Below are 26059 nucleotides of genomic sequence, written 5' to 3' on the forward strand. Positions count from 1 at the left end.
GGCACCCTTCGTCCGGGCCCATCGGATCTGGGAGTCACCGGATGAGCGTCATCACCGCAGCACCACCCGTCAGCAGGACCCGTCAACTCGCGGCCGCAACGGTCGGCAACATCGTCGAATGGTTCGACTGGTACGTCTATTCCATGCTGGCGCTGTACTTTTCCAGCCAGTTCTTTCCCAAGACCGGCGACCCCGTGGTCCCGCTGCTCAGCGCCATGGCGATCTTCGCCGTCGGCTTCTTCATGCGGCCGCTCGGCGGCCTGCTGGGCGGCATGGTGGCGGACCGCCTGGGACGGAAGAAGGCGCTAACGGCGACCGTCATGTTGATGGGCGTCGGCAGCCTGCTGGTGGCCGTGGCACCCACCTACGACCAGGTCGGCGTGCTCTCGCCGATCCTGCTGGTGGTGGCCAGGCTCCTGCAGGGCCTCTCCACCGGCGGCGAATTTGCTGCCTCCTCGACGTTCCTGGTCGAGTCGGCTCCGGAGGGCCGCCGCGGCTTCTTCTCCAGCTTCCTCTACATCGGCGCGACGCTCGGCAACGTGGTGGCGATCGGCTCCGTGGCGCTCCTCGTGGCCGGGCTCCCGGACGACGCCATGCACGAATGGGGCTGGCGCGTGCCGTTCGCCATCGGAACCCTCGGCGCGGTGGCCGGCCTGTTCATCCGCCGCTTCGCCGAAGAAACGCTGGCGCTCGACGACGCCGCCGATTCGTCCGTCCCGCCCGGTGCCAAGCCCGCCCGGCCCTCGGCCTTCGAGTTCATGCGCACCCACCCCAAGGAATGCCTGCTGGTGTTTGGCATCAACGCCGCGCCGACCCTGTTCTTCTACGTCTTCTCCTCCTACCTGCCTACTTACGCGCACATCACGGTGGGCTTCGACATGAAGAACGCACTTTTCGTTGGCCTGATCTCGCTGAGCTACTTCGCGGTCCTGCAGCCGCTGATGGGCATCCTCTCGGACCGGATCGGACGCAAGCCGCTGCTGCTGGCGTCCGGCGTCGGCTTCACCGTGCTGACCATCCCCCTGCTCCACATGCTGCAGAACAGCTTCCTGTCCCTGCTGCTGGTTCAGATGGCCGCCCTGACGCTGCTCGCCTGCTACACCTCCATCACCTCCGCCGTGATGTGCGAGCTCTTCCCGGCCCGGATCAGGGCCGCCGGCATCGGCCTCCCCTACGCCCTGGGCGTGGCGCTGGTCGGCGGCACGGGACCGTACGTGGCCACCTGGCTGGCCGATGCCAAGATGATCGACGCCTTCGGCTGGTACCTGACCATCCTCGCTGCGATCACGACGGCGGTCTTCCTGCGCCTCAAGGAGAGCTACCGGACGGGGCTGCCGCAGTGAGCGTGATCGGATTCTTTGACCGCGGCTGGAGCTGCAACCCGAATGGCGTCGCCTACGTGCAGGAAGAAACCGCCTTCACCTTCACCGAGGCCGGCGAACTGTCCTGCCGGATCGCCAACGCACTGCTGGACTCGGGCCTCTCCCCCGATGCCAAGATCGCGGTGCTCTCCCCGAACGATCCCCTCGCGTGGATCTGTGTGCTCGGCGTCTGGCGGGCGGGACTGACCTGGATCCCGGCCAACCCGGCGAGCCCGACCGGTGAAACGGCGCAGCTGCTGGCCGGATTCGACGCGGAACTGGTGATCTTCCATGCCGGCCTGGACGAGCCGGTCCGGCAGCTCCAGGACGGGCTGCCCGGGGTCCGTCACTGGATCCGGTTCGGGCCGGACGCCGCCGCCGAGGCCGCGGGTTCCGCCGCACCCGGGACGCCCGGGACAACCCCCTTCAGCCAGTGGATCGCGGCCCAGCCGGCGACCAAGCCGGCCGTCGACGCGGCCCCGGAGGACGTGGTCTCACTGGCCCCCACCGGCGGCACCACGGGTTTGCCGAAGGGCGTCATGAACACCAACCGGAGCCTGTCCGCGTTTGTGGCGCACCTGATGATGGCGGCCCACTACGGCTCGGAGGATGCCGTGGTGAACCTCGCCGCCGCGCCGATGACGCACACCGCGGGCCTGCTGAGCCTGGCCGCCACGGCCCGCGGCGGGACCGTGGTGGTCCTGCCCAAGGCGAACCCCCGCGCAGTCCTCGACGCGATCGAGGGGTACGCGGTGACGGACCTGTTCCTGCCTCCCACCGTGATCTACCGGCTCCTGGAGGTCCTCAAGGAACAACCACGGGACCTCTCCTCGCTGCACTACCTGATCTACGGCGCGGCCCCGATGTCGGTCGAGAAGCTGCGCCAGGCACTGACGGCGATCGGTCCGGTGATGATGGAACTCTACGGACAGATGGAGGCGCCGGCGTCGGTGACCTTCCTGCGCCCGGATGAGCACTTCGTGGCCGGCGCGATCGCCCCGGACTCCCGGCTCTCCTCCTGCGGCCGGCCGTATCCGCTGGTCGAGGTCGAGATCCGCGACGACGACGGCCAGGCGCTTCCGGCCGGGACCCCCGGCGAGATCTGCGTCCGCGGCGACCTGGTCATGAAGGGCTACTACAAGAACCCGGATCAAACGGCGCAGGCGCTGCGCGACGGCTGGCTGCACACCGGCGACATCGGCGTCTTCGACGAGGAGGGCTACCTGCACCTGACCGACCGGCGGCGGGACCTGATCATCTCCGGCGGCTTCAACGTCTACCCGAGCGAAGTCGAGCAGGTGATCTGGAGCCACCCGGCCGTGCGCGACTGCGCGGTCGTCGGTTCCCCGCACCCTGATTGGGGCGAGGCGGTGACCGCCGTCGTCGAACTGAACGAGGGCTGCACCGTCACAGAGGCGGAAGTCATCGCCCTGTGCAAGCAGGAACTGGGCAGCATCCGGGCACCGAAAGCCGTACACCTGGTCCCCGCGCTGCCGCGCAGTGTCAACGGCAAAGTCCTGAAGAAGAACATCCGCGAAACTTTTTGGCGCAACGAGAAATCCAAGATCTAGGAGAACACTGATGACGAAGAGACTGCAGGGAAAGATTGCCCTCGTGGTGGGCGCCGGTTCGAGCGCCCCGGGAATGGGCAACGGCAAGGCCACGGCCATCGCGTTTGCCCGCGAGGGCGCCACGGTGGTGTGCGCGGACGTCAACGAGGCGGCAGCGAAGGAGACGGAGGGCCTGATCCTGGCCGAGGGCGGCCAGGCACGGCATCTCGCCTTCGATGTGACGGACTCGGCCGCGGTGGGCCGCGCCGTCGCGTCCGTCATCGAAGAATTCGGCCGGATCGACGTCCTCGACAACAACGTCGGCATCGCCAAGGTAGGCGGCGTGGTTGAACTCGACGAGGCCGAGTGGGACCGGGTCCACGCGATCAACCTGAAGGGCCCGTTCCTGACCATGAAGCACGTCATCCCGCACATGGTTGCCCAGGGCGGCGGCTCCATCATCAACATTTCCTCGCTGGCGGGCATCCGCTGGACCGGCGTCCCGTACGCCACCTACTACTCCTCCAAGGCGGCGCTGAACCACCTGAGCCGCACCACCGCGGCGGAGTACGCGGCGAAGCACGTGCGGGTCAACGCCATCCTGCCGGGGCTGATGGAAACGCCCATGGTGACCGAATCCGCCGAGTTGGCCGGCGCCTACGCGGACGGGCAGCGCGAGGAGATGCTGAAGAAGCGGCACGCCCAGGTGCCCATGGGCCACATGGGCACCGCCTGGGACGTCGCCAATGCCGCAGTCTTCCTGGCCAGCGACGAGTCCGCCTACGTCACCGGGATCGAACTGCGGGTCGACGGCGGCATCTCACTGGGCTTCTAGGGCAACGATTAGGGCAACAAAGGTCAGGAGTAGTCGTTGTAGAAACCGCGGCCGCTCTTGACCCCCAGCCAGCCCTTTTCGATGTAGTCCTGCAACAGCGGCGCCGACTTGTTCTCCACGCCGGCCAGCCCGCAGTAGTGGTTTTCGATGTCGAGAACCACGTCCAGGCCCACCTGGTCCATGAAGCGGAACGGTGCGGTGTCGGCCTTGAACACGTCGAGGAACAAGGCGTCGACGTCTTCGGGTTCGGCAACCCCCTCCGCCACAACCAGCAGGGACTCGCGCTTGATCGCGGCCCAGACGCGGTTGAAGATGAAGCCGGTGCTCTGCTTGCGGACCAGGTGCGGGGTCAGCGCGTATTTCGGCAGCTCGGCCATCAGCAGCTCAATGATCGCCGGATCGGTGCGGCCGCTGGACATCAGCTCCACCGAGCGCACCGCCGGCGGCATGTAAAAGTGCAGGTTCAGGACGCGTTCCGGCGCGTCCACCCCGTCGATGAATTCGGCCGAAGCGAACGAGGAGGAATTGCTCGCCAGCACGGCGTCGGGCGCGGCCAGCCGGTCAAGATCAGCGAAGATCTTCTTCTTGAGTTCGAGCTTTTCCGGCACCGCCTCGACAACGAGCCAGGCGTCCCGGAGGGCTGCGGCAAGGTCATCGCCGGCCGTGAACCGCCCCTCGGCAGTGCCGCCGAACTCATCCGCGACGCCGGGACGCTCGGTTCCGATGTAGTCGACGGCGGCCTGGGCCACGGCAAGGTTCGTGTCGAAGACGCGCACCTCGGCGCCCCGGAGCGAGAGCATCAGCGCGATGCGGCGGCCCAGCGTGCCGCCGCCGATCACGGTGATGGGTCGGCCTGCAATGTCGGCCGGAAGGGTGAAGCTCATGTCAGTTCCTTTCAGGAGGCTGCTGACGGTCCAGCAACCGGGTTGATGGGGTTGTTGCGGGTCGTCGCCTTGGCGGTCAGCACCAGGGCGGGGACGGCGGCCAGCACCAGCGCGGCACCATAGATCAGCGTCGTCCCCTTCATCCCTGCCACGGCGACCAGCAGCCCGGCGGCCACGGCCGGGACGCTGAAGCCGAGGTAACAAATCAGGTAGATGCTGGAGAGCATCCCGATGCGCTCGTGCGGCCCGCACAGCGGCAGCGTCATCCGCATCGCGCCGAAGTAGCCGCTGCCGAATCCGACGCCGGCCACCATGGTGCCGGTGAAGTAGAGCGGCGCGGACCCCAGCTGCACGGCGAGGACTGTCAGGGATATCCCGGCGATCAGGGAGACGACGCCGGTCAGGAGCGTGTTCCGGTCGGACCAGCGGCGGACGACGAGGATTGCCAGCGCCCCCGGGACGAAGAGGGCGAACAGGGCCAGCCCGCCCACCAGCACGGAACTGTCCTTCGTGATCGAATGCGCAAGGGCAGGGCCGAGGGAGAGGTAGAAGCCTGCGAGCGCCCAGGTCGCGGCCGCCACCGGCATGGTCGCAGCCATTGTCTTGCGCGCGGAACTGGGGACCTTCGCCTCGGGAACCAGGGAACGGAGCCAGCCGGGGGCTTTCCGCCCCGCGCTCGGCAGCCACAGCAGGGCGGTCCCGAGAACCAGCAGCAGGGCCGCGAGGAAAAAGTACACGGTCTTGGTCGGTTCCGGCAGGAACCGGACAAGGGACGCCGAGCCGAGCGCGCCGATGGAGAGCCCGACCGGCGAAGCGGCACTGTTCACGAGGGAACCACGGCCCCGGCGGCCGGCGCCTTCGAAGGCCAGCAGAGCGGCGCCGGCCGCGCCCATGGCCGCGCCGGTAGCGACACCCTGCAGGGCCCTCGCCGCAAGGAGCATTTCCGGACCGGGAGCGAAGGCGAAGGTCATCATGGCCCCGATCTGCAGCGCCACGGCCCCCAGCAGCACGGGCCGCGTGCCGAGATGGTCCGCCAGCGACCCGACCACCAGCAGCGTCAGCAGCACGGCCACCGCGTACACCGCGAAGACGACCGTCACAGCGGCGGAGCCGAGCCCCCATTCCCGAGCGTAAAACTCGTACAACGGCGACGGCGCCGACGAGGCCCCGATAAAGACCGTCAGGAGCGCCGCGTGAAGCCAGAACGCGGTACCGGTGTTCTTCAATGCTTTCCCTGCCTGCCAACCAGATAACTAACGCACAATCTGTGCATTAAGAGACTAGCACCGGACGCCGCCACTAAAGCAGAAGTTGTGCCTTAGCATGGTGTGATGATGGCTACAGCGACTCCGCGACCCGGCGGCCGCAGCGCCCGCGTCCAGCAGGCAGTGCACCAGGCGGTCCGGGCGCTGCTGGAGGAGAACGACGGCGACCGCTCGGCCCTGTCGGTGCCGCTGGTGGCGGAACGCGCCGGCGTGAACTCCTCGACCATCTATCGGCGGTGGGGGGACCTGCCGCGGCTGCTCGCCGCCGTCGCGTCCAACCGGATGCTGCCCGAGCAGGTGGAGGACACCGGGTCGCTCAGGGGGGACATGGAGGCCTGGTTCGTCCCCTACGTCGAGGAATTTTCCTCCCCGCTGGGGCGGCAGGTGCTGCGGGACATGCTCGCGGACGGCGCCGTGACCCGGGACTACTTCGCTCTTATGCAGGGCCATGTCGAGGAGCTCCGGAGGCTGGCCGAAGCCCGCGGCGAAACCGCGCCGGCGGCCCGGGAGATTATCGACACCGTGGTGGCGCCGGTCATCTACCGCATCCTGTTCAACCATGAGTCCGCCCCGGAATTGAGGGTCCAGGACCGGATCAGCCGGCTGCTCCGCCCCGGGACCGCCACCGACGTCCAGGACTAGACTCGTTTCCACCCCATCCACGACCAGGCGAGGAGCCCCCATGCGCGCCACCATCATCCACGGCCCCGGCGACATCCGGGTTGAAGACCGCGACTACCCCACCGTCCAGCAGCCCACCGACGCCGTCGTCAAGGTCACCGCCTCCTGCGTCTGCGGCTCCGATCTGTGGCCGTACCGCGGCGTGCGGCCCACGCACGAGCCGCGTGCGATCGGCCATGAGTTCATCGGCCTGGTCGAAAGCATCGGCGACGCGGTGACCGATCTGGCCGTGGGGGACCTGGTGATCGCGCCGTTCGTGGTCAGCTGCGGCAAGTGCCCGCAGTGCCTCAACGGTGTCTCGGTCGCCTGCGACCACCTGGCCGGCTGGGGCGGCAAGGACGACGCCGGGCTGGCCATCGACGGAGGCCAGGGCCAGGCAGTCCGGGTCCCGCTCGCCGACGCCACCCTCGTCAAGGTTCCTGGCATCACCGAGCCCGACGACGCGCTGCGCGCCAGCCTGCTGACCCTCTCCGACGTCATGGCCACCGGCCACCACGCAGCCCTCGCGGCAAAAGCGGGACCGGGCCGGACCGTCGTCGTGGTGGGCGACGGCGCCGTGGGCCTCTGTGGAGTCCTGGCCGCCAAGCGGCTGGGCGCGGAACGGATCATCGCCATGTCCCGGCACGCCGACCGGCAAGCCATCGCCCGGGAGTTCGGCGCCACGGACATCGTCGCGGAGCGCGGGGACGACGGCGTCGCGAAGGTCCGCGAACTGCTCGGCGGAGTGCTGGCCGATTCCGTGCTGGAATGCGTCGGCACCAAGGAATCCATGGAGCAGGCGCTGCACAGCATCCGCCCGGGCGGCGCCCTCGGCTTCGTGGGCGTGCCGACCGGCGGCGCCCAGATTCCGCTGCGCTACCTGTTCGACACCAACATCTCGATCGGCGGCGGGATGGCTCCCGCCCGGACCTACATTCCGGAACTGCTCGCCGACGTGCTGGACGGCAGCATCAACCCCGGCCGGGTGTTCGACGTCGTCATGCCGCTGGAGGAGGCGCCGGAGGCCTACCGCGCCATGGACGAACGGCGCGCCATCAAGGTCCTGCTGACGCCCTAGCCGAACGGGCAGGGGATCGTGCGGCCCTTGCACTGCCGGGACGGCGGGTCTAGCGTGATGCGCATCAGCACCCGCAGCCGTCAAGGAGCCGTCATGGCCAGGTTTGTGCAGATCATCGAATACCAGTCGTCCCGCATTGAGGAGATCGAAGCGCTCGGCAGGCCCTCCCGGACCGAGGGTGAAACCGCCCCGACCTTCCGTCGGATCCTGAACACCGCGGACCGTGACCGGCCCGGCACGTACCTCACCATCGTCGAGTTCGATTCCTACGAGTCGGCGATGGAGAATTCCCGGCGGCCGGAAACCTCCGAATTCGCGGCGCGCATGGCGGCCCTGTGCGATTCGCCGCCGGTGTTCCGCAACCTGGACGTCCAGTGGGAGGACGCCGGCGACCCGGCGAGCGACTAGGCGCGCAAGCCATGCGCTCCGAAGCGGACGACGGTGAGCCGGACGCCGCTGCGCCGGACGAGTTCGTGCTGGACCTTGGCCGGACCGCCTCCGCTCCCCTGCGGTCGGTCGGCGGTAAGGCGCTGAACCTTGGCAGGCTCACCGCCGCGGACTTTCCGGTGCCGCGCGGCTTCTGCCTCACCACCGACGCCTACCGCCTCGCGGCCCCGCCCGCGCTGGCAGCCCTGGCCGCCCGGCTCGACGCGGCTGCCGACGGCGCGCCCGCCGACAGCGCTACCGGCGCAGCGGCTGGCCAGGCGGCCGGTCCGGGGCCGGCGGAACTGGACCGCCTGGCGGCCAGCGCCCGAGAGCTGATCCTGTCAGCGCCGGTTCCGCCCGGCGTCGACGCGGCGCTGCGGGAGGCCTACGGCTTGCTGGGCGCGCAGCCGGCCGTCGCGGTGCGGTCCTCGGCCACGGCCGAGGACCTGCCCTTTGCAAGCTTCGCCGGCCAGCAGGACTCGTTCACCGGCGTCAGCGGCGCCGACGCCGTCGTCGACGCCGTGCGGCGCTGCTGGGCTTCGCTATGGACCGACCGGGCGGTGGCCTACCGGTCCGCCAACGGGATCAGCCACCGCGAGGTGGGGCTCGCCGTCGTCGTCCAGCTCATGGTCGACGCCGCCACTGCAGGCGTGATGTTCACCGCCAACCCGGTGACCGGAACCCGGACCGAGACGGTGATCAACGCCAGCCCCGGCGCGGGGCAGGCTGTGGTGTCGGGCGCCGTAAATCCTGACCAGTTCACCGTGGACACCGCGACGGCGGCGGTCCTGGCCCGGGTTCCGGGCGACGGCGGTCCCGCACGCGGCTGGAGCCTGGCGGACGCCGAACTCACCGAACTGACCCGCCTGGGCGACGCAGTCCAGCGTCTCTTCGGCGCGCCGCAGGATGTGGAGTGGGTCATCGACGCCGCGGGCAAGGCCTGGCTGACGCAGTCCCGTCCGATCACCACGCTGTATCCGCTGGAGGATCCGTTCTCCAACACCCCGACCCCCATTGATCCGCCCTCGGCCGGGGCGCGCGTCTACCTCTGCGGCACCCTGTTCCAGGGGCTCACCCGACCGATCACGCCGATCGGGCTCGCGGCCCTCGGCCTGATGCGGAACCGCAAGGGCCCCTGGCGGTACGTCAACCCCGGGCTGCGAATGTACGTGGACCTCACCGCGATTGTGCAGAACAAGTGGGGCCGCCGCTACCTGACGCGGGTGCTGCCGCTGGCGGACGGCAGATCGGCCGCGATCTTCCCCGAACTGCTGGCGGATCCGCGATTCGCGCTCAGGCAACGCCCCCGGAAGGCCCTCCCCCGGCCCGCCCGGGCCACCGGCGGTGGGCAGGTCCAAGGCGCCGAGGCCAGCACCACCCTGGCCATGCTCCTCGGCCTGATCCCGGCGCTGTTTGGCGCCGCCCTCCGGCCTGAGGCCGAACTTCGCCGGGCCGAGGCCTACGGAAAACGCCTCGAAGCGGAGCTGGTGCTGCCCGAGCCCGCCACCGCCGTGCAGCGGCTCGACTACACCGAACTGATCACCAATCGGACCATTGACGGGCTGATCCGCGCCACCCTGCCCGGGCCATCCGTGGGCTACATCATGCTGGCCGTGGCACGGCGGCTGCTTCGCGGCATCGCCCCGCCGCGCGAGCTGGAGGCGGTACTGCGCGGGCTGCCGCACAATGTGACCACCGAGATGGACCTGGAACTCTGGCAACTGGCCGTCGGGATCGGCGCCGATCCCGACTCGCGGGACGTCTTCCTGGCGCAGGACCCGGCGCGGCTCGCGGCGGCATACCGCGCCGGCTCGCTTCCCGCGCCGGCGCAGGCCGGGGTCCGTGACTTCCTGGTCCGGTACGGCCACCGGGCGGTGGCCGAGATCGATCTGGGCATGCCGCGCTGGTCGGACCAGCCGGACCACATCCTGGGAATGATCTCCAACTACCTGCGCGTCGAGGACCCCGAGCAGGCCCCGGACCGGCAATTCCGCCGGGCCGCCGAGCACGCGGAGGAGAGGATCCGCAGTCTCGTGGAGCGCGCCGGCGCCCGGGGCCAGTGGCGGGCCCGGCTGCTCGAGCTGTGCCTGCGCCGGGTCCGGGAGCTGTCCGGCCTGCGCGAGCTGCCCAAGTTCCACATCGTCAAGATCCTCGGCGAAATGCACCGGCAGCTGTTGCTGGTTGGCGAAGAGCTGGTGCGTGCCGGGGTTATCGCGGCGCCCGACGATGTGTTCTTCCTGGACTTCGCCGAGCTCCGGGTGGCCCTGCGGGGTGCCGGAATGCAGCCTCTCGTCGCGAGCCGCCGCCGCCTGTACGACGTCGAACTGCGCCGCCGCCACATCCCGCGGGTGTTGCTCTCGGACGGGACCGACGTGGAGGCCGCCGTGATGGCGAAGCGTCCGGCCACCGGCGCCCTGTCCGGGACCCCGGCATCGGCCGGCACCGCCACCGGGCTGGTCAGGGTGATCCTGGACCCGGTAGGCGCCCGCCTCGAGCCCGGCGAAATCCTGGTGGCCCCTTCGACCGACCCCGGCTGGACCCCGCTCTTCATGACGGCCGGTGCCCTGGTCATGGAGATGGGCGGCGTCATCTCGCACGGGGCCGTGGTCGCCCGTGAGTACGGGATCCCGGCGGTGGTGGGCGTGCCGGATGCCACCACGAGGCTGCACACCGGCCAGCGGGTCACCGTGGACGGCGCCGCCGGCACGGTCCAGGAACTGCCGGACTGAGCTCAGCCGCACCCAGGCTGAGGCCCGGGGCGTAGCCCCGGGTGCCGCCGGGAACAGGCTGTCCTCACCGTGGTAGCACAGCCGTGCCAGCTAGAATGGCAGCATGACCCCGGCGGTCCAGCCCCCACCCCAGCAACCCTTCCCGCAGCAGCCCGTGCAATACCCTGCACAGCGGGCCGGCGGCGCCTTCGGCCTCGCACGCCGCGCGCGCGGCGTGCTCCGCCGGGTTCCGGTGTGGGCCTGGCGGGTCCTGATGCACTCGCTGGGCCCGAGCGAAAAGGCCCGCTTCAACGCCGACCCCGTCACCGGCGTCGACTACTTCCACGACATTGACTTCGTGGGCGACGGCATCAGGGCTCACCGCCTGGACGTCATCACCCCGTCCGCCGCTGGGGCCGCTCCTGCGGACGGCGCCGGGCCGCAGCCGGTCTATGTCTACTTCCACGGCGGAGGCTGGACCTCGGGCGACAAGGCCTCGCTGACCAAGTACTGCGCCAGCCAAGCGGAGGGCGGGATGGTCGCCGTCAACGTGAACTACCGCCGGGCCCCGCGCTTCCACATGGCCCACGTCCTCCAGGACGCCAACGCTGCGCTGGCCTGGGTCCGCGACAACATCGCGGGCTTCGGCGGCGACCCCGCCAGGATTGTCCTCGGCGGCGACTCCGCCGGCGGCCAGATCGCCGCTCTCCTTGCCGCTGCCAGCTTCCGTCCCGAACTGGCCGGCCATTACGCGCTGGCGCCGGCAACCCCCGCCTCAAGCCTGCGCGGGCTGGTGCAGCATTGCAGCGTCGTGGACTTCTCCGTGTTCTTCGACAAGGGCTTCGTCCTCAGCCTGGACTTCGTCCGGATGCTCCTGCCCCGGGCAGCGCGCCGCCCTGGCCGACGCCGCATCGCGGAGCTGCGCAGGGCGGCCGGCTTCCTGTCCCCGATCGAGTGGCTCGACGCCCGGTTCCCGCCGGTCTTCGTGACCACCTCGGAACGCGACTTCTTCTACGCCGCCAACCTGAACTTCATAGAGCGCCTGCGGAAGCACGAGGTGCACGTTGACACCCTGATTTACGGCTGGGACTCCCCAAACACCGAACACACGTGGCAGCAAGACTTCCGTTACCCGGAGTCGCAGGAGGTCTACCGCCGCCTGCACGCGTTCGTGCGCAGGGTGGCCGGCGCCTGAGGACCCCGGCGGACCGCCGTCCGGGAACCGCCCCCGCGCCGGGGGCTATGTTTAGTCCATGGCGTCAACAGGCCGCAACCTTCCGGGCACACCGGAACCGGACCCCGGGGTCTTCGGCTCGGGGCTCATCGACGAGGCCGCCCGGCTGGACGCCGCCCTGCCCGACGTCGACTGGTTCGCCCCGCCGTCGGGCTCTGTCCGCGGGACCTTCCATGCGCCGAGCGGTGAGCTGGCGACCTTGTCCATGGGCAACCCGGCCCATCCACGGGTGCTGATGGTCCCGGGCGCGACGGGGTCCAAGGAAGACTTCTCGCTGATGCTGCCCCGGCTCGCGGCCGCCGGCTACTTTGTGCTCAGCTGCGACATCGCGGGCCAGTATGAGTCCGCCGACGCCGGCCCCGAGCACCTCGACCCGCCGCGGGAGCACTACGACTACCAGCTCTTCACCGACGACCTGATCGCCCTGCTGGAGGACGGGGAGGGCGCCGCGCACGTCGTCGGCTACTCCTTCGCCGCGATCGTCGCGCAGGTGGCGTTCGCGCAACGGCCGGAGCTGTTCCGCAGCCTCACGCTGCTCAGCTGCCCACCCGAGCCCGGCAACAGCTTCCGGGGGGTCCAGCGGATCGGCCGGTTCAGCGGCTGGGCCAGCGCCAGGGTCGGCGCGGCGCTGATGATCGCGGGCATCCGCAGCAACGTGGTCCGCGTGGGGCAGAACCGGATCCGTTTCGTGAGATACCGCTTCCGCTTCACCCGCCGGAAGGCTGTGAACGACATTTTCGGGCTGATGCAGCACGCCCCGGACCTCCGGCCGGTCCTGGCCGCGGCGGCGCTGCCGAAGTTCGTCGCCGTCGGCGAACACGACCTCTGGCCGCTCGCACTGCACCGCCGCTTTGCGCAGGCGATCGGCGCGAAGATCTCCGTCTACCGCGGCGGCCACAGCCCCAGCGAAACGTCGCCGCACCAGATGAGCCGGGACCTGATCGCGCTCTACGCCGACGCCGACGGGGCGCCGCCAGGCAGCTAGCGCCGGTGGGCGCGTTCCCACCGCTTGCGGCGGCGGCGCCGGCGCAGCGGGCGCTCGGACCTGAACTCGACGCCGAACGTCGTCCACGCCATCGACAGCCGGCGCCCGACGGCGTGCCGGCTTTCGAACGGCCGGGCCGAGACGCCTACCCGCAGCGCCGGCTCCCAGAGCACGGACACCTCCGGCGGGATCTGGTAGGAAATGTCGAGGTCGTCGTGCACCGGCGGCCTGCCCCGGTGGACCGTGCCGCGGATCTTTTCCCAGACGTCGGCCCGCAGGGCGAAATTTGAGCCAAACAGCGGCGGATGCCCCAGCAGGAGACCGATGGCCCAGAAGTAACCGGCAATCCAGATGTTCCGGCCCACCCAGCGCGCAAACCGCGTCCCGCCGTAGAAGTTCCCGGGCCCGCTCACCGCGGTCAGCGGACCGGCCTTGTCCAGGATGGCTTCGACACGTTCCAGCCAGTCGGCGGGCGGGACGGAGTCGGCATCCAGGCGCGCGATGATTTCCGAGTCCGCCTCGTCGAATCCGCGGGCGGTAGCCGCCGCGATTCCGGGCAGGTCAACGACGATCCGCCGCGCCCCGGCGGCCGTGCAGACCGCGGCAGTGTTGTCGGTGCTGCCGTTGTCCACCACGATCACCTCGTCGGCGCGGCGGCTCTGCCTGCCGAGTGCCGCCAGGCACGCGGCGAGCATCTGCGCATCGTTCCGGGTGGGAATGACCACCGAGATTGTTGTCATGGTGAGCCGACTATAGCTCCAGCCCGGGATTAACTCCCGCACTCAGCCTCTTGCACCGCGGCCCTGCGCCCCGTACGTTGGGGACAGCGGACGAATGTCTCCGCAGCCGTTGGCCTTCCGTGGCCGCCGGAGATCAGCAGCATTTCAGAAGGATAAAGGCATGGCTACAGGCACAGTTAAATGGTTCAACGCCGAAAAGGGTTTTGGCTTCATTGCCCCGGATGACGGGTCGGCCGACGTTTTCGCCCACTACTCGGCAATCGCTTCCAGCGGCTACCGCTCGCTGGACGAGAACCAGAAGGTCGAGTTCGACGTCACCCAGGGTCCGAAGGGCCCCCAGGCTGAGAACATCCGCCCGCTCTAAGCTTTCAGGAAGGCCCGGCCTGCCGGAACACTTCTCCTAGAAAACATGAAGCCCCTCCGGAGTCACTCCGGAGGGGCTTTGTTTCGTTGTCAGACAGTGGCCCTGCGATATTCTGGACCTTTCAGGCCCAGACGCAGGAACGCCGGGCGCAGTACGTCGAACGGCCCGGCCCATGACATCAAAGAGCAAATATCCGGGGTCAGTCCCTGACCGGGCCCCCAACGACGACTTCCTCGACTGCCCCACCGGGCTGGTCGAGTACTACTTCGCCGACGGCGTTTTCCGCTGGTCTGACGGCCTCTACCGAATCTACGGGTATGAACGGGGCGAAGTGGTCCCGTCCATGGAAATGGTCTTCCCCCACCTCGAGCCCGAAGACCGGCCAAAAGTCCAGGCCTACTGGGAACGCGTGGCGACCGTGGGCGGGCCATCGTCCATCTACGTCTCAATCCGCGACAAAAAGAACCGGCAGCACAAGTTGCTCTTCTCCGCGGACTACATCCTCGAAGGCACTACACCCGTCGGTGTCTGGGGCGTCATCGTGGACCTCACCCAATCAATCCATACTGACCGCCATCAACTCGCCACAGAAGCCGTCGCGGCATCCGCCCGCAACCGGGCGGTTATCGAACAGGCGAAAGGCATCCTCATGGGGCGCACGGGGGTCAACGCAGATGAAGCATTCGGGCTCATCAGCCAGTTGAGCGCCGACACGAACCGCAAGGTCACCGCCATTGCCAGCGAAATCGTCGAGCGCGCCACGGCCACGCCCAGGGATGCGAAGAGCCAGGATCTTCCTACCCTGTAGCGCCCCCAGCCCGAGCCACTGGTTGCCGCCCAGTCCTAGCCGACGTGCACCCAGGGCCGCCGTGTGACATCGGGTTCGGCCTCGCGCAGCACCTCGCGGGTGACCGGCGCGATTTCTCCTTCGCCGAACGCGAGGAAGCGCAGCAGGTTGGTGAGCGGGTTCCCCTCGGTCCAGCGGAAATAGATGTGCGGCATCAGCCCGGTCACGTCCCGGATGTGCAGCAGCACCGAGGCGATCGTGTTGGGGACCACGGGGCCGTGCACTTCAAGGATCCGGTAGCCGTGCCGGGTGATGCCGCGGACCTCCAGTTCGGTTTCGAAGTCCGAGGAATCATCCACGATGACCTCCAGGAACAGCGCCCGGTAGTCCAGCGGCAGGTGGCTGACCTCAATCGCGGACTCCAGTTTTTGCCGGTACGCCTCCGCGCTGAGGCGCAGCGGCTCGTGGGCGACGATCCGGAGCGGCCCTTCCAGCTCGTCGGACATGAACTCCAGCGCCTGCCGGTCCAGATGGACGTGCGTGGCATGCAGCTCGAAGGACCGGCGGGCGCGGGAGAGCAGGGAAATCACGATGATGCCCAGGATGAAGATCGACGCGATCCGGATGCCTTCGGGGCGTTCGATGATGTTGGCCACGGTGGTGTAGATGAACACGACCGCAATGACGCCGAAGCCCACGGTGCGCTTGCGTTGCCGCTGGCGGCGGGCCGAAAGGGTCACGGCCACGGCCGCCGAGGTCATCAGCACCAGCACGCCGGTGGCGTACGCGCCGCCCTGCGCGTCGACGTCGGCGTCGAAGAGCCATGTGATCAGGAAACCGATGAGGGTGAAGACCAGGACCAGGGGACGCACGGCCCGGGCCCAGCCGGGGGCCATCCCGTAGCGGGGCAGGTAGCGCGGCACGAGGTTGAGCAGCCCGGCCATGGCGGAGGCGCCGGCGAACCAGAGGATGGCGATCGTGGAGATGTCGTAGACGGTGCCGAAGCCCACGCCGAGGTGTTCGTGGGCCAGGAAGGCCAGGGCGCGCCCGTTGGCCTGGCCGCCGGGCTGGAACTCCTGCTCCGGAATCAGCACCACGGTGGTGAAGCTGCTGACGATCAGGAAGGTGCTCATGATCAGGGCGGCGGTGGTCAGCAGTTTGCGCGCGCCCTGGATCCGGCCGGCCGGGTACTCTTCGGTATCGTCGGCATGGCCCTTGATCTGCGGCATTACGGCGACGCCGGTTTCGAACCCGGAGAGGCCCAGGGCGAGTTTGGGGAAGACCAGCAGCGCGAACCCGACCGCCAGCAGCGGGTTTCCGTGCGAGGTGGAGATGGCCTGCCACCAGTTGTCCACGGCCAGCGGATGGCTCAGCACCTCCCAAAGCGACGCGGCGACGACCACGACGTTCAGGCCCAGATAGAGTCCGACGATCACGACGGCGACGCCGATCGCTTCCTTGAAGCCGCGCAGGAACACCGCTCCGAGGAGGGCCAGCAGGATCAGGGTGACGGGGACGTTTTGTCCCTGCAGCCAACCGGGCGCCACCGGGTTCTGGACCAGGTGGGCGGTGGCGTCAGCGGCGGACAGCGTCATCGTGATCATGAAGTCAGTCGCGGCGAAGCCGAGAAGGACCAGGACGAAGAGCTTTCCGCCCCAGCGCGGCATCAGCCGTTCCAGCATGGCGATGGACCCTTCGCCGCGGTGGCTCTCGCCGGCGACGCGGCGGTAGACCGGCAGCGCGCCGAGCAGCGTAATCGCCACCAGGACGAGCGTCGCGAGCGGCGAAATCACCCCCGCGGCGAGCGCGGCGATGGCCGGCTGGTAGCCCAGGGTGGAGAAGTAGTCGACGCCGGTCAGGCACATGACCTGCCACCAGGTGTGCTTCTTCTCCTGGGCCGTGGGCACGCCGCCGGGGCCCTGGTGCGCGCCCTTGCTGTCCTGCAGCCCCACCAGCAGCCAATTCCGCAGGATGGTCCGGCGGGCGGGCTTCGGCGCCGACGGGTCTACCGGCGGCCTGCTCAGGGTGGTCATCTCGTCCTTTCCTCACGGCGCCTCTCTCACGGGCGGGCGCCGCATTCTGCCCCTCAGTTGCGAAGCTAGCAGCGGCCGGGACTCCGGCAGCCCCCCTGGCGCGGATCTTGATGAATCCTTTACGCCGCGCTCCTCCGCCGGGGCTTGGTCGGAATGGAAGAATGGCTGCATGGCACGTGGAACGCTGCGCATCTTCCTGGGGTCCGCCCCGGGCGTGGGCAAGACCTACGCCATGCTCCGGGAAGGGCACCGGCTCCAGGGCGCCGGCGAGGATGTGGTCGTCGCCTTCGCCCGCGACCGGGGCCGCCGCGAGACCCGCGCACTGCTGGCGGGTCTCGAAGTGCTTGGGCCAAGCCGGGTGCCCCTTGGCCGGCTCGACGTCGAGGAACTGGACCTGGACGCCGTCCTGCTCCGGGCGCCGGCCACCGCCCTGGTGGACGAGTACGCCCACTCCAACGCCCCCGGCAGCAGGAACCGGCACCGCTGGCAGGACATCGACGAACTGTTGGCGGCCGGGATCAACGTCCTGTCCACCCTCGACATCCACCAGCTTGCCTCCCTGGCCGACGTCGTCAGTGCGATCACCCAGGGCCGTCCCGCGGAAACCGTCCCCGACGGGGTCGTCCGGCGGGCCGACCAGCTCCAACTCGTGGACCTCTCCCCCGACCTCCTGCGGCAGCGTGTGGCGGCCGGCAAAATTGTGCCGCCGGACCGGGTGGACGCGGCACTGTCCAACTACTTCCGCCCCGGGAACCTGGCGGCCCTGCGCGAACTCGCGCTGTTGTGGCTGGCCGACCGGGTGGACGAGGGCTTGGCCAGCTACCGGGAGGGTAAGCGGATCAGCAACAGCTGGCCGGCCCGGGAACGGGTCGTGGTCGGACTGGCCGGGGGCACCGAGGGCGAGGCGCTGATCCGCCGCGGCGCCCGGTTGCTCCACCGCGTCAGCGGCATCGACCTGCTGGCCGTCCATGTCAGGGCCTCCGAAGGGATCGCGGACGAGTCGCCGCAGGCCCTTGAAGGGCAGCGGCAGCTGGTCCAGGACCTTGGCGGCAGCTACCACGTGGTCACCGGCGAGGATCCGGCTGAGGCGCTGCTGGAGTTCGCGCGCAGCGTCAATGCCTCCCAGCTGGTCCTTGGCGTCTCCCGCAAGGACCCTGCAGCCCGCCTGATGGCGGGCCTCCGTGGCGGGGGCACCACCGCCAGGGTGCTCCGCGCTTCCGCCGGCATCGATGTCCATCTCGTGCCGCAGGAGCGTGCCCCAAGCGGTGTGCGCCGGAACCGGCACAGGGACCTGGGCAGGCTCCGCGTCAGCGTCGGCTTCGGCCTCGCTGTTGTTGTTCCTGCGCTGCTCCAGCTGCTGCTGGCGGTCAATCCGGACAAGAACCTGGCCACGTCCATGCTGGTGCAGCTGACGGGTTCCGTGGCTGTGGCGCTGGTCGGAGGGCTGTGGCCTGCGATCTTCGCCGCGCTGTGGAGCAGCCTGCTGGTGAACTACTTCTCCACCCCACCGTTGGGCAACCTGACCATCAGCGACGCCCAGAATGTTCTCGCCCTGCTGGTCTTTGTGGGCGTGTCCGCCGCCGTCGCCGTCGTCGTCGACCTCTCCGCGCGGCGCTCCAAGGAGGCCGCCCGGGCCAGGGCCGAAGCAACTACGCTGGCCGAGTTGTCACGCGGCGCAGCGGGTTCCGAAGACACCGTCACGGGCCTGCTGGAACAGGCTCTGGACGTCTTCCAGGTCCGCGGCGCCGCCCTGTTCGGCCTGGCTGGCGGCGACGTCGACGCCGAGCCGGGACCAGCGCAGTGGCGGCTGCTGGCCGGCGTCGGCGACTTTCCACCCGTGGCAGCCCGCCAGGGCGGGGGCCCGTCGACCACTGACGGACCGTCCGGGGACAACGTCGAACAGATCAATGCCACCACCCGGCTGGTCCTTTCCGGGCGGGTGCTTCCGGCCAGCGACCGGCGTCTGCTTGGAGCGTTTGGCGTGCACCTGCTGGCCCAGCTGGAGAACCAGCAACTGCAGGCCAGCCGGAGCCAGCTGGCCCGCCTTGCTGAAAGCAACACGGTACGCACCTCGCTGCTCCGCGCCGTCTCGCATGACCTCCGCACCCCATTGGCCGGCATTAAGCTCGCGGTCGGGGGCTTGCGTCAGCCCGGTGTCCGCTACAGCCGGGAAGAGGAACAGGAGCTGCTGGCGACCATCGACGAGTGCTCCGACCGGCTCGATAGCCTGGTGGGAAACTTGCTGGACATGTCCCGGATCACCTCCGATTCCGTCACCCCCATGCTCCGGCCCGTGCGCTGGTACGAGGTGGTGGGCGGCGGCCTGCACGGAGTCCCGGCCGGACGGGTCCGGGTGGAGCTGCCGGCGAACATGCCGGAGGTGGAGGCGGATCCCGGAATGCTTGAGCGTGTCATCGCGAACATCGTGGAAAATGCCGTGAAGTACGCCCCGGATTCGGACATTGTGCTCACGGGCAGCAGCGGCGGACTCAGTCCCGCAATGGTGGGTGGCCGGCCCGCCGGGGAGATGCGGATCATCGACCACGGCACGGGAGTCCCGGCGGAGAAGGTCGTGGAGATGTTCCGTCCCTTCCAGCGTCTGGATGACGCGAGCCGGGCCAGCGGCGTCGGCCTCGGCCTGGCCGTGGCTAAAGGGTTCACCGAGGCCATGGGCGGCCGGCTCAGCGCGGAGGCCACGCCGGGAGGCGGCCTGACCATGGTCATCAGCCTGCCGATCTCCGAGGGTGCACCCTTCCGGGAGGACCCGGACCAGGCGCCGCTCGAGCCCCAGTCCGCGCTGGTCCGGCGCCACCATGCACCGCCGATCCTCTCTTCCCCCACGGACGTGCCATGACCGCAGTGCTGGTGGTCGACGACGACCCCTACCTGTTGCGCGCCCTGCGGATCACGCTGCGGGCCCACGGCTATGACGTCACTGCGGCGTCGGATGGCCGGTCCGCGCTCCTGGCTGCGGCCCGAATCCCGCCCGCGCTGATCGTCTTGGACCTTGGCCTCCCGGACATGGACGGCACCGAAGTCCTCGCGAAACTCCGCAGCTGGACCCAGGCTCCCGTTCTCGTGCTGTCCGCCCGCCATGGCTCGGACGACAAAGTCCAGGCCCTCGACGCCGGCGCCGACGACTACATCACCAAGCCGTTCGGGCTGGACGAGCTGCTGGCCCGGCTGCGCGCGCTGCTGCGCCGCAGCGCCGATCCGGAGCACGAACCGGTGGTCACAACCGACGCTTTCACCGTGGACCTCGGCAAGCGCCGGGTCACCCGCGACGGCGAGGACGTCCGCCTGACCCCAACGGAGTGGAAAATGCTGGAAGTGCTGGTCCGTAACCCGGAGAAGCTCATCACCCAGCAACAGCTGCTGTCCGAGGTATGGGGTCCGGCCTACGCGAAGGAGACCAACTACCTCCGGGTGTACATGGCCCAGCTCCGCCGCAAGCTGGAACCGGATGCCGCCGCACCCCGGCACCTGCTCACCGAGGCCGGGATCGGCTACCGCTTCCAGCCCTGAAGCGGGGGCGGCCCGGTAGGATTCCGGGCATGGACGAGAAGGAGATTCTGCACCGGTACCTGCGCCTGCGCCGCGCCGAACTGCTGGCCAAGCTGGACGGTCTGGATGAGTACGACGTCCGCCGGCCCGTGACGCCCACCGGAACCAACCTCCTGGGCCTGGTCAAGCACGTGGCCAGCGTCGAGATCGGCTACTTCGGCGAAGTGTTCGGCCGCCCCCACGCCCAGCCCCTGCCCTGGCTGGAAGAGGGTGCCGAACCGGATGCCGACTTGTGGGCGACCCCGGACGAGACCCGGGACCAGATTGTGGAACTGCACCACGCCGCCGCTGCCCACAGCGATGCCACCATCGAGGCCCTTCCGCTGGACGCCCCGGGCGAGGTTCCATGGTGGGCCGAGGACCGCCGGCACGTCACGCTGCAGCAGATCCTGGTCCACTTGTGCGTTGAAACGGCGCAGCATCTGGGCCATGCGGACATCCTCCGCGAACTCATCGACGGGACGGCCGGGAAAGGACCCGGCGACCCAAACCTGACGCTGCGTACCGGCGAGGATTGGGCGGCCCACCGGAACAGGATAGAGACGGCCGCCCGGGCGGCCGCGCGGGCGGCAGCCCCGGTTTTCCGTCGGGAGCCGCCGCAATAGATACTGGGGCAATGAATATTCACAGCGCTCTCGCCCGGGAGAACGCACGGCAGCCGCCGCTGCCGGAGGTACCCGCCCAGCTGCGGGCCGTGCTCAACGGCATTCCGGCGATGGTGGGCTACTGGGACGCCGAGCTGCGCAACCGGCTGGCCAACGACGCGTACCGCGAGTGGTTCGGGGTCTCCCCCGAGGAACTGCACGGCATCCACATCCGGGATTTGCTCAGCGACGCTGTGTACGAGGCCAACTACCCCCACATTTCCAAGGTGCTCGACGGCGAGCCGCAGCTTTTCAAGCGCACGCTCACGGATGCCGCAGGTGCGACGCGTTTCGCCGAGGTCTCCTACATGCCGGACCTGAGCGACGGCGGGGTTCAGGGTTTCTTCGTGATGGTCACGGACATCACCGAGCGGGTGCTCGCCGAGCGCCGCCAGCAGCGCGACACCGACCGCTACCGGGCACTGGCGCGCAGTGTCCCCGGCGTCTTTGTCCTGCTCTTCGATTCGGAACTGCGCTACCTGATCGCCGAGGGCCAGGAGCTGGAGGCCTTCGGCTACCGCTCCGCCGAGCTCGAGGGCCGGCGGATCCACGATGTGCTCGACGGCGCCCTCGCCAACGAACTGGAACCCCGCTACCGCGCCGCGCTGTCCGGCCAGGAGGTTTCCTGGACCCGGCAGATCGGGCCCCGCACCTACCGGCTGAAGGCCGGCCCCGTATACTCCGACGACGACGCCACCGCCGGCATGGTGGTGGCGGTCGACGTCACCGATCGGCTCCGGCAGGAACAGACGTGGGCCGCGCTGCACGAGATCGCCACCGCCGTCGCCCGCAACGCCGCCCCGGCGGCCATCTCGGAGCAGGTCGCTTTCATTGTGCGGGACCTCTTCCAGGTGGACTCGGCCGCCGTCGTCCGTTTCACCGGCGCACTGTCAGCGGAAATCGTGGCGATGGCGCCGGCGTTGCCGCCCACCCTGAGCCGCACGCACGTTTTTTCGCCGACCGACATCTCGGCCACCGTCCGCGTCGCCGTCACGGGCAAGCCCGCCCTGGTGGTCTACGGCCCGGAAGGGGGCCCCGCCGCCGAGCAGATGCGGGCCGGAGGTTTCCAGTCCGCGGCGGGCGCCCCGATCAGGGTCCACGGCAGTTTGTGGGGCGTGGTTAACCTGACCTCGAAGTCCAGCACGGGCGTCACCGAGGTGATGCTGGAACGGCTGGCCCAGTTCGCCGAACTGGTGGAAATTGCCATCGGCAACACCGAGGCCCGGGCCAGCCTGGAGCTGCAGGCCACCACCGACCAGCTCAGCGGCCTGCCCAACCGGCGTGCCCTCGAGCAGCACCTCTCGCACGAGATTGAACTGGCGGCCACCCGCGGCACCAGCCTCAGCGCCGTCGTCCTCGACATCGACCACTTCAAGAAGGTCAACGACACCTTCGGCCACATCATCGGCGATGTGGTGCTCGCGGATGTCGCGGCCCGGCTCCGCGGCGTCGCCCGCCAGGATGAGATCGTGGCCCGCTTCGGCGGTGAGGAATTCGTCTGGCTGCTGCCGGGGACGGACGGCGCCGAGGCCCTGCTCGCGGCGGAACGGGCCCGTAGGGCGATCGAGTCGGAGCCGTTCGGCGAGGTCGGCTCCATCACGGTTTCGGCCGGCGTCTGCGAACTCCGCGACGCCGGCAGCCACAGCCTGCTGGCCTGCGCGGACCGGGCGCTGTACGCGGCCAAGCACGCCGGCCGCAACCGCAGCGAACGCTACGGCGCCTCCCGCTAGGGCGTTCTCGGCTCGCGGCCGCGGCCGGCCGGAGCGCGGACGCGTCGGACTCTAGACGAAAGCGGACTTCCCGGTAACGGCCCGCGCCACGATCAGGGAGTTGATCTCGTAGCTCCCCTCGTAGGTGTAGAGGATCTCGGCGTCGCCGAAGAGCTTGCCCATCTCGTAGTCGGTGCTGATCCCGTTGCCGCCCAACAGCGAGCGTCCCATCGCGACGGAGGCCCGCGCCAGCCGGGTGGTGGTGGACTTCGCCATGGCGGCCTGCACCATGTCCAGCTTGCCCTCCTGCTGGATCCGCGCCAGCTGCGCCATCAGCGCCAGCGAGACGCTGGCGTTGCCGAGGATCTCGGCCAGCTGCTGCTGCACGAGCTGGAAGCGCGCCAGCTCCTTGCCGAACTGCTTGCGTTCCAGCGAGTAGGCCCGGGCGACGTCGAACGCGGCCAGCTGGATGCCGGCGGCCTGCCAGCCTACCCAGGCGCGCGAGTCCCGCAGCAGCTCGTTGGCCCGCGAGAAGTCCGTGGCACCGGGCAGCAGGTTGGATTCCGGGATGCGGACCTCGTCCAGGACGATGTCAGCGTTCTGCATGATCCGCAGGCCGATCTTGTTCGCGATCTTGGTGGCGGTGTAGCCGGGCCGGTCCGTCTCGACGATGAAGCCCTTGATCTGCTGGTCCGCGACGTCGCGGGCCCAGACCAGGGCGAAGTCGGCGATGGTGCCGGCGCCGATCCAGCGTTTGGCTCCGGTGATCACCCATTCGCCGTTCTCCAGCCGCGCCGTGGTGGACAGTCCGCCGGCGATGTCCGAGCCGTGGTCCGGCTCGGTCAGGGCGAACGCGCCGAGCTGGGTGAAGGCGGTGAGCCCCGGGAGCCAGCGGGCCTTCTGCTCCTCCGAGCCGAGCTCGTCGATCATGCCGACGATCAGCTCATTGTGGATCCCCACCAGCGCCGAGAGCGAGACGTCGGCGCGCGCCACCTCGACATACATCAGCCCCTTGAAGAGCTTGGAGCTGCCGTCCGTCTGCAGGCCGCCGAGGCCGTGCTTGCCCAGCTCGGCGAGCAGGCCGAAGGGGAACTCCTCGCGGTTCCAGTAGTCGATCGATGCGGCGCGGATCCGGGCCTGCAGGAAATCCCGGATCCCCTGGTAGCGCTCCCGCTCGTCCGCGGGCAGGAGGTCCACGATGTACATCAGGTCTGCGTCCGGGAACGGCGGAGTTGCCGGGGCCTGGGCCGAACTTTCCGCGGCGCCGCCGCGGCTTGCCGTTGCCTGGCCTGCCATTGCCTGGACGGCGGTCTGTCCGCCGGCACTTCCTTGTGACTGCACGGGCACATATCCCTTCGTAATGTGCCGCGCATCGGCAGCAACATCGGCTCTTCCAAACCCTTGGATGTCCTAGTATATTGCACAGTGATGTGGATCACTAGGCCAGCGGCGGCCGCCACCGGACCGCCTGGCTGCGACCGGCTGCGAAAGGTGCACCATGACCGTCACTGAGGAATTCCGCGCCGCGAGGGACAGGCTGCTGGCCCTGCGCGGGGACTACGCCGCCGCCCGGCAGGAATTCAAATGGCCGCGCTTCCAGGAGTTCAATTTCGCCCTGGACTGGTTCGACCAGATCGCCGCCGATCCGGCCAAGGCGGACAAGCCCGCCCTGGTGATCGTGGAGCAGGACGGCACGGCCACGCGGCGCAGCTTCGCTGACCTTTCGGCGCGCTCCGCGCAGGTGGCCAACTGGCTCCGGGCCCAGGGCGTGCGCCGCGGGGACCGGATGATCATCATGCTCGGCAACCAGGTGGAGCTGTGGGAGCTGATGCTGGCCGGCATCAAGCTCGGGATCGTGATGATCCCCACCACCACGCTGATGGGTCCGGCCGACCTGCAGGACCGGGTGGAACGCGGCGGGGCCAGCTGGGCCGCCGTCGGAAGCGCCAACATCGACAAGTTCACCGGCGTCCCGGGTGACTACCGCCTGATCGAAATTGGCGCCGCCGGCAACGCCGAAACCAACACAGCGGCACTTCAGTACAGCGAGGCCGCGGGCGCGGCGGAAGACTTCAGCCCGGACGCGCCGACCCTGGCCGACGAGACCCTGCTGCTCTACTTCACCTCCGGCACCACCTCGAAGGCCAAGCTCGTGGAGCACACCCACACTTCCTACCCGGTGGGCCACCTGTCCACCATGTTCTGGATCGGGATGGAGCCGGGCGATGTGCACCTGAACGTCGCCTCACCAGGCTGGGCCAAGCACGCCTGGTCCAACGTGTTCACGCCCTGGATCGCCGAGGCCTGCGTGTTCATCTACAACTACGAGCGTTTCGACGCGAAGGCGCTGATGGAGCAGATGGACCGCGAGCGGGTGACGAGCTTCTGCGCCCCGCCCACGGTCTGGCGGATGTTGATCCAGGCCGACCTGACCCTGCTCAAGAACCCGCCCACGAAGGTGGTTTCCGCCGGCGAGCCGCTCAACGCCGAAGTGATCGACCAGGTCCACCGCGCCTGGGGCCAGACCATCCGGGACGGCTTCGGACAGACCGAGTCCACCGTGCAGATCGCCAACACCCCGGGCCAGCCGATCAAGATCGGCGCGATGGGCCGGCCGCTGCCCGGCTACGACGTCGTCCTCGTGGACCCGGCCACCGGGGAGGAGTCCGACGACGGCGAGCTGTGCCTGCGCCTGGACCCGCGGCCCGTCGGGCTGATGAAGGCCTACTACGGGGACCCGGAAAAGACGGCCGAGGCCTTCCGCGACGGCTACTACCACACCGGTGACATGGCCAGCCGGGACGAACGCGGCATCATCACCTACGTGGGCCGGGGCGACGACGTCTTCAAGTCCTCCGACTACCGGCTCTCCCCGTTCGAGCTGGAGAGCGTGCTGATCGAGCACCCGGCGGTGGCGGAGGCCGCCGTCGTCCCCTCCCCCGACGCGCTCAAACTGTCCGTGCCCAAGGCCTTCGTGGTCCTGGCGGCCGGCCACGAACCCGGGCCCGAGCTGGCCGAGGACATCCTGCGCTACTGCCGCGAGCACCTGGCGCCGTTCAAACGGATCCGCCGGCTGGAGTTCGCCGAGCTGCCCAAGACCATTTCCGGCAAGATCCGGCGGGTGGAGCTTCGGCACAGCGAGGAACTGCGGCATGGGGCCGGCGGCGTGCCGGAGGGCCTCGGCACAGAGTACTCGGAGGCGGACTTCCCCGGGCTGAAAGGGCAGGGCTAG

21 protein-coding genes are annotated in these 26059 nt (G+C 69.3%); 16 read left to right on the forward strand and 5 right to left on the reverse strand.

The annotated features are described in order from the left end of the window. Positions 1-41: 41 nt before the first annotated feature. Genes AC1DBL_RS09145 through AC1DBL_RS09155 form a run of 3 tightly spaced genes read left to right on the forward strand, consistent with a single transcriptional unit; the run spans position 42 to position 3746 of the window. Positions 42-1343 (forward strand): MFS transporter, encoded by a 1302-nt coding sequence (locus AC1DBL_RS09145; protein WP_476925973.1) that lies wholly within the window; start codon positions 42-44, stop codon positions 1341-1343. After that, a complete protein-coding gene (locus tag AC1DBL_RS09150; RefSeq protein ID WP_476892898.1) occupies positions 1340-2932 on the forward strand; it encodes a class I adenylate-forming enzyme family protein in 1593 nt (530 codons plus the stop codon). Before AC1DBL_RS09145 ends, AC1DBL_RS09150 begins: the two co-directional genes overlap by 4 nt. A 10-nt stretch (positions 2933-2942) precedes the next feature. Beyond that, positions 2943-3746: an SDR family NAD(P)-dependent oxidoreductase gene (locus AC1DBL_RS09155; protein ID WP_441417944.1), complete on the forward strand. Its 804-nt coding sequence runs from the start codon at positions 2943-2945 to the stop codon at positions 3744-3746. A 23-nt stretch (positions 3747-3769) separates the two neighbouring features. Here the strand turns inward: AC1DBL_RS09155 and AC1DBL_RS09160 are convergent, their stop codons facing one another. Both AC1DBL_RS09160 and AC1DBL_RS09165 read right to left on the reverse strand, forming a co-directional pair. Continuing rightward, a complete protein-coding gene (locus AC1DBL_RS09160; RefSeq protein WP_441417945.1) occupies positions 3770-4630 on the reverse strand; it encodes a 3-hydroxyacyl-CoA dehydrogenase family protein in 861 nt (286 codons plus the stop codon). Positions 4631-4641: 11 nt separating this feature from the next. Beyond that, positions 4642-5856, reverse strand: coding sequence for an MFS transporter (locus tag AC1DBL_RS09165; protein WP_441417946.1), 1215 nt, complete (start codon positions 5854-5856; stop codon positions 4642-4644). Positions 5857-5961: 105 nt separating this feature from the next. On the opposite strand from AC1DBL_RS09165, the gene AC1DBL_RS09170 reads away from it, so the two are divergent. The 6 genes from AC1DBL_RS09170 to AC1DBL_RS09195 all read left to right on the forward strand — a co-directional run bounded on the left by AC1DBL_RS09170 (position 5962) and on the right by AC1DBL_RS09195 (position 12986). Then, on the forward strand, positions 5962-6537 hold the full coding sequence (locus tag AC1DBL_RS09170; RefSeq protein WP_476892899.1) for a TetR/AcrR family transcriptional regulator: 576 nt from the start codon (positions 5962-5964) through the stop codon (positions 6535-6537). 40 nt (positions 6538-6577) lie between these two features. Next, the gene (locus AC1DBL_RS09175; RefSeq protein ID WP_441417948.1) at positions 6578-7633 is read left to right on the forward strand and encodes a zinc-dependent alcohol dehydrogenase family protein; all 1056 of its coding nucleotides are present in this window, start codon (positions 6578-6580) and stop codon (positions 7631-7633) included. 93 nt (positions 7634-7726) lie between these two features. Next, positions 7727-8041, forward strand: a complete 315-nt coding sequence (locus AC1DBL_RS09180; protein ID WP_441417949.1) for a hypothetical protein — start codon at positions 7727-7729, stop codon at positions 8039-8041. An 11-nt stretch (positions 8042-8052) separates the two neighbouring features. Then, positions 8053-10788, forward strand: coding sequence for a PEP/pyruvate-binding domain-containing protein (locus AC1DBL_RS09185; RefSeq protein WP_476892900.1), 2736 nt, complete (start codon positions 8053-8055; stop codon positions 10786-10788). Between the two features lie 103 nt (positions 10789-10891). Then, a complete protein-coding gene (locus AC1DBL_RS09190) occupies positions 10892-11962 on the forward strand; it encodes an alpha/beta hydrolase (protein ID WP_441417951.1) in 1071 nt (356 codons plus the stop codon). A 58-nt stretch (positions 11963-12020) separates the two neighbouring features. Then, positions 12021-12986: an alpha/beta fold hydrolase gene (locus AC1DBL_RS09195; protein ID WP_441417952.1), complete on the forward strand. Its 966-nt coding sequence runs from the start codon at positions 12021-12023 to the stop codon at positions 12984-12986. Here AC1DBL_RS09195 and AC1DBL_RS09200 read toward each other — a convergent pair. Then, positions 12983-13726 (reverse strand): glycosyltransferase family 2 protein, encoded by a 744-nt coding sequence (locus AC1DBL_RS09200; RefSeq protein WP_441417953.1) that lies wholly within the window; start codon positions 13724-13726, stop codon positions 12983-12985. The two genes, AC1DBL_RS09195 and AC1DBL_RS09200, sit on opposite strands and share 4 nt — an antisense overlap. Positions 13727-13886: 160 nt before the next feature. Between AC1DBL_RS09200 and AC1DBL_RS09205 the strand changes: the two genes are divergently transcribed. Continuing rightward, a complete protein-coding gene (locus tag AC1DBL_RS09205; protein ID WP_013599688.1) occupies positions 13887-14090 on the forward strand; it encodes a cold-shock protein in 204 nt (67 codons plus the stop codon). A gap of 172 nt (positions 14091-14262) precedes the next feature. Next, complete coding sequence (locus AC1DBL_RS09210; protein WP_476892901.1) at positions 14263-14898, forward strand: PAS and ANTAR domain-containing protein; 636 nt, start codon at positions 14263-14265, stop codon at positions 14896-14898. 35 nt (positions 14899-14933) lie between these two features. Here AC1DBL_RS09210 and AC1DBL_RS09215 read toward each other — a convergent pair whose 3' ends face one another. Then, the gene (locus AC1DBL_RS09215) at positions 14934-16910 is read right to left on the reverse strand and encodes an APC family permease (RefSeq protein WP_441417955.1); all 1977 of its coding nucleotides are present in this window, start codon (positions 16908-16910) and stop codon (positions 14934-14936) included. Positions 16911-17079: 169 nt separating this feature from the next. On the opposite strand from AC1DBL_RS09215, the gene AC1DBL_RS09220 reads away from it, so the two are divergent. From AC1DBL_RS09220 to AC1DBL_RS09235, 4 genes are read left to right on the forward strand one after another with little or no spacing between them, the layout of a single operon-like run. Continuing rightward, positions 17080-19764, forward strand: coding sequence for a DUF4118 domain-containing protein (locus AC1DBL_RS09220; RefSeq protein WP_476917772.1), 2685 nt, complete (start codon positions 17080-17082; stop codon positions 19762-19764). Next, entirely contained in the window at positions 19761-20435 is a 675-nt protein-coding gene (locus tag AC1DBL_RS09225; RefSeq protein WP_476925974.1) for a response regulator, read from the forward strand. The genes AC1DBL_RS09220 and AC1DBL_RS09225 overlap by 4 nt, the downstream gene beginning before the upstream one ends. 29 nt (positions 20436-20464) lie before the next feature. Further along, positions 20465-21079, forward strand: coding sequence for a DinB family protein (locus AC1DBL_RS09230; protein WP_441417958.1), 615 nt, complete (start codon positions 20465-20467; stop codon positions 21077-21079). An 11-nt stretch (positions 21080-21090) separates the two neighbouring features. Next, a complete protein-coding gene (locus AC1DBL_RS09235) occupies positions 21091-22848 on the forward strand; it encodes a sensor domain-containing diguanylate cyclase (protein WP_476925975.1) in 1758 nt (585 codons plus the stop codon). 51 nt (positions 22849-22899) lie between these two features. Here the strand turns inward: AC1DBL_RS09235 and AC1DBL_RS09240 are convergent, their stop codons facing one another. Beyond that, positions 22900-24033 carry an acyl-CoA dehydrogenase family protein gene (locus tag AC1DBL_RS09240; RefSeq protein ID WP_441418173.1) on the reverse strand — a complete coding sequence of 378 codons (1134 nt, stop codon included), beginning with the start codon at positions 24031-24033 and terminating at the stop codon, positions 22900-22902. A 292-nt stretch (positions 24034-24325) separates the two neighbouring features. Here AC1DBL_RS09240 and AC1DBL_RS09245 point away from each other — a divergent pair, with 292 nt between their 5' ends. Continuing rightward, positions 24326-26059 (forward strand): AMP-binding protein, encoded by a 1734-nt coding sequence (locus AC1DBL_RS09245; protein ID WP_441417960.1) that lies wholly within the window; start codon positions 24326-24328, stop codon positions 26057-26059.

The organism is Arthrobacter sp. 10T44, from assembly GCF_056393885.1.

What these genes read in the sequence shown, in the direction of transcription:
- AC1DBL_RS09145 (WP_476925973.1), top strand. Translation starts at nt 42, where the DNA reads ATGAGCGTCATCACCGCAGCACCACCCGTCAGCAGGACCCGTCAACTC.
- AC1DBL_RS09155 (WP_441417944.1), top strand. Translation starts at nt 2,943, where the DNA reads ATGACGAAGAGACTGCAGGGAAAGATTGCCCTCGTGGTGGGCGCCGGT.
- AC1DBL_RS09160 (WP_441417945.1), bottom strand. Translation starts at nt 4,630, where the DNA reads ATGAGCTTCACCCTTCCGGCCGACATTGCAGGCCGACCCATCACCGTG.
- AC1DBL_RS09170 (WP_476892899.1), top strand. Translation starts at nt 5,962, where the DNA reads ATGATGGCTACAGCGACTCCGCGACCCGGCGGCCGCAGCGCCCGCGTC.
- AC1DBL_RS09175 (WP_441417948.1), top strand. Translation starts at nt 6,578, where the DNA reads ATGCGCGCCACCATCATCCACGGCCCCGGCGACATCCGGGTTGAAGAC.
- AC1DBL_RS09180 (WP_441417949.1), top strand. Translation starts at nt 7,727, where the DNA reads ATGGCCAGGTTTGTGCAGATCATCGAATACCAGTCGTCCCGCATTGAG.
- AC1DBL_RS09185 (WP_476892900.1), top strand. Translation starts at nt 8,053, where the DNA reads ATGCGCTCCGAAGCGGACGACGGTGAGCCGGACGCCGCTGCGCCGGAC.
- AC1DBL_RS09190 (WP_441417951.1), top strand. Translation starts at nt 10,892, where the DNA reads ATGACCCCGGCGGTCCAGCCCCCACCCCAGCAACCCTTCCCGCAGCAG.
- AC1DBL_RS09195 (WP_441417952.1), top strand. Translation starts at nt 12,021, where the DNA reads ATGGCGTCAACAGGCCGCAACCTTCCGGGCACACCGGAACCGGACCCC.
- AC1DBL_RS09200 (WP_441417953.1), bottom strand. Translation starts at nt 13,726, where the DNA reads ATGACAACAATCTCGGTGGTCATTCCCACCCGGAACGATGCGCAGATG.
- AC1DBL_RS09205 (WP_013599688.1), top strand. Translation starts at nt 13,887, where the DNA reads ATGGCTACAGGCACAGTTAAATGGTTCAACGCCGAAAAGGGTTTTGGC.
- AC1DBL_RS09210 (WP_476892901.1), top strand. Translation starts at nt 14,263, where the DNA reads ATGACATCAAAGAGCAAATATCCGGGGTCAGTCCCTGACCGGGCCCCC.
- AC1DBL_RS09215 (WP_441417955.1), bottom strand. Translation starts at nt 16,910, where the DNA reads ATGACCACCCTGAGCAGGCCGCCGGTAGACCCGTCGGCGCCGAAGCCC.
- AC1DBL_RS09220 (WP_476917772.1), top strand. Translation starts at nt 17,080, where the DNA reads ATGGCACGTGGAACGCTGCGCATCTTCCTGGGGTCCGCCCCGGGCGTG.
- AC1DBL_RS09225 (WP_476925974.1), top strand. Translation starts at nt 19,761, where the DNA reads ATGACCGCAGTGCTGGTGGTCGACGACGACCCCTACCTGTTGCGCGCC.
- AC1DBL_RS09230 (WP_441417958.1), top strand. Translation starts at nt 20,465, where the DNA reads ATGGACGAGAAGGAGATTCTGCACCGGTACCTGCGCCTGCGCCGCGCC.
- AC1DBL_RS09235 (WP_476925975.1), top strand. Translation starts at nt 21,091, where the DNA reads ATGAATATTCACAGCGCTCTCGCCCGGGAGAACGCACGGCAGCCGCCG.
- AC1DBL_RS09240 (WP_441418173.1), bottom strand. Translation starts at nt 24,033, where the DNA reads ATGTACATCGTGGACCTCCTGCCCGCGGACGAGCGGGAGCGCTACCAG.
- AC1DBL_RS09245 (WP_441417960.1), top strand. Translation starts at nt 24,326, where the DNA reads ATGACCGTCACTGAGGAATTCCGCGCCGCGAGGGACAGGCTGCTGGCC.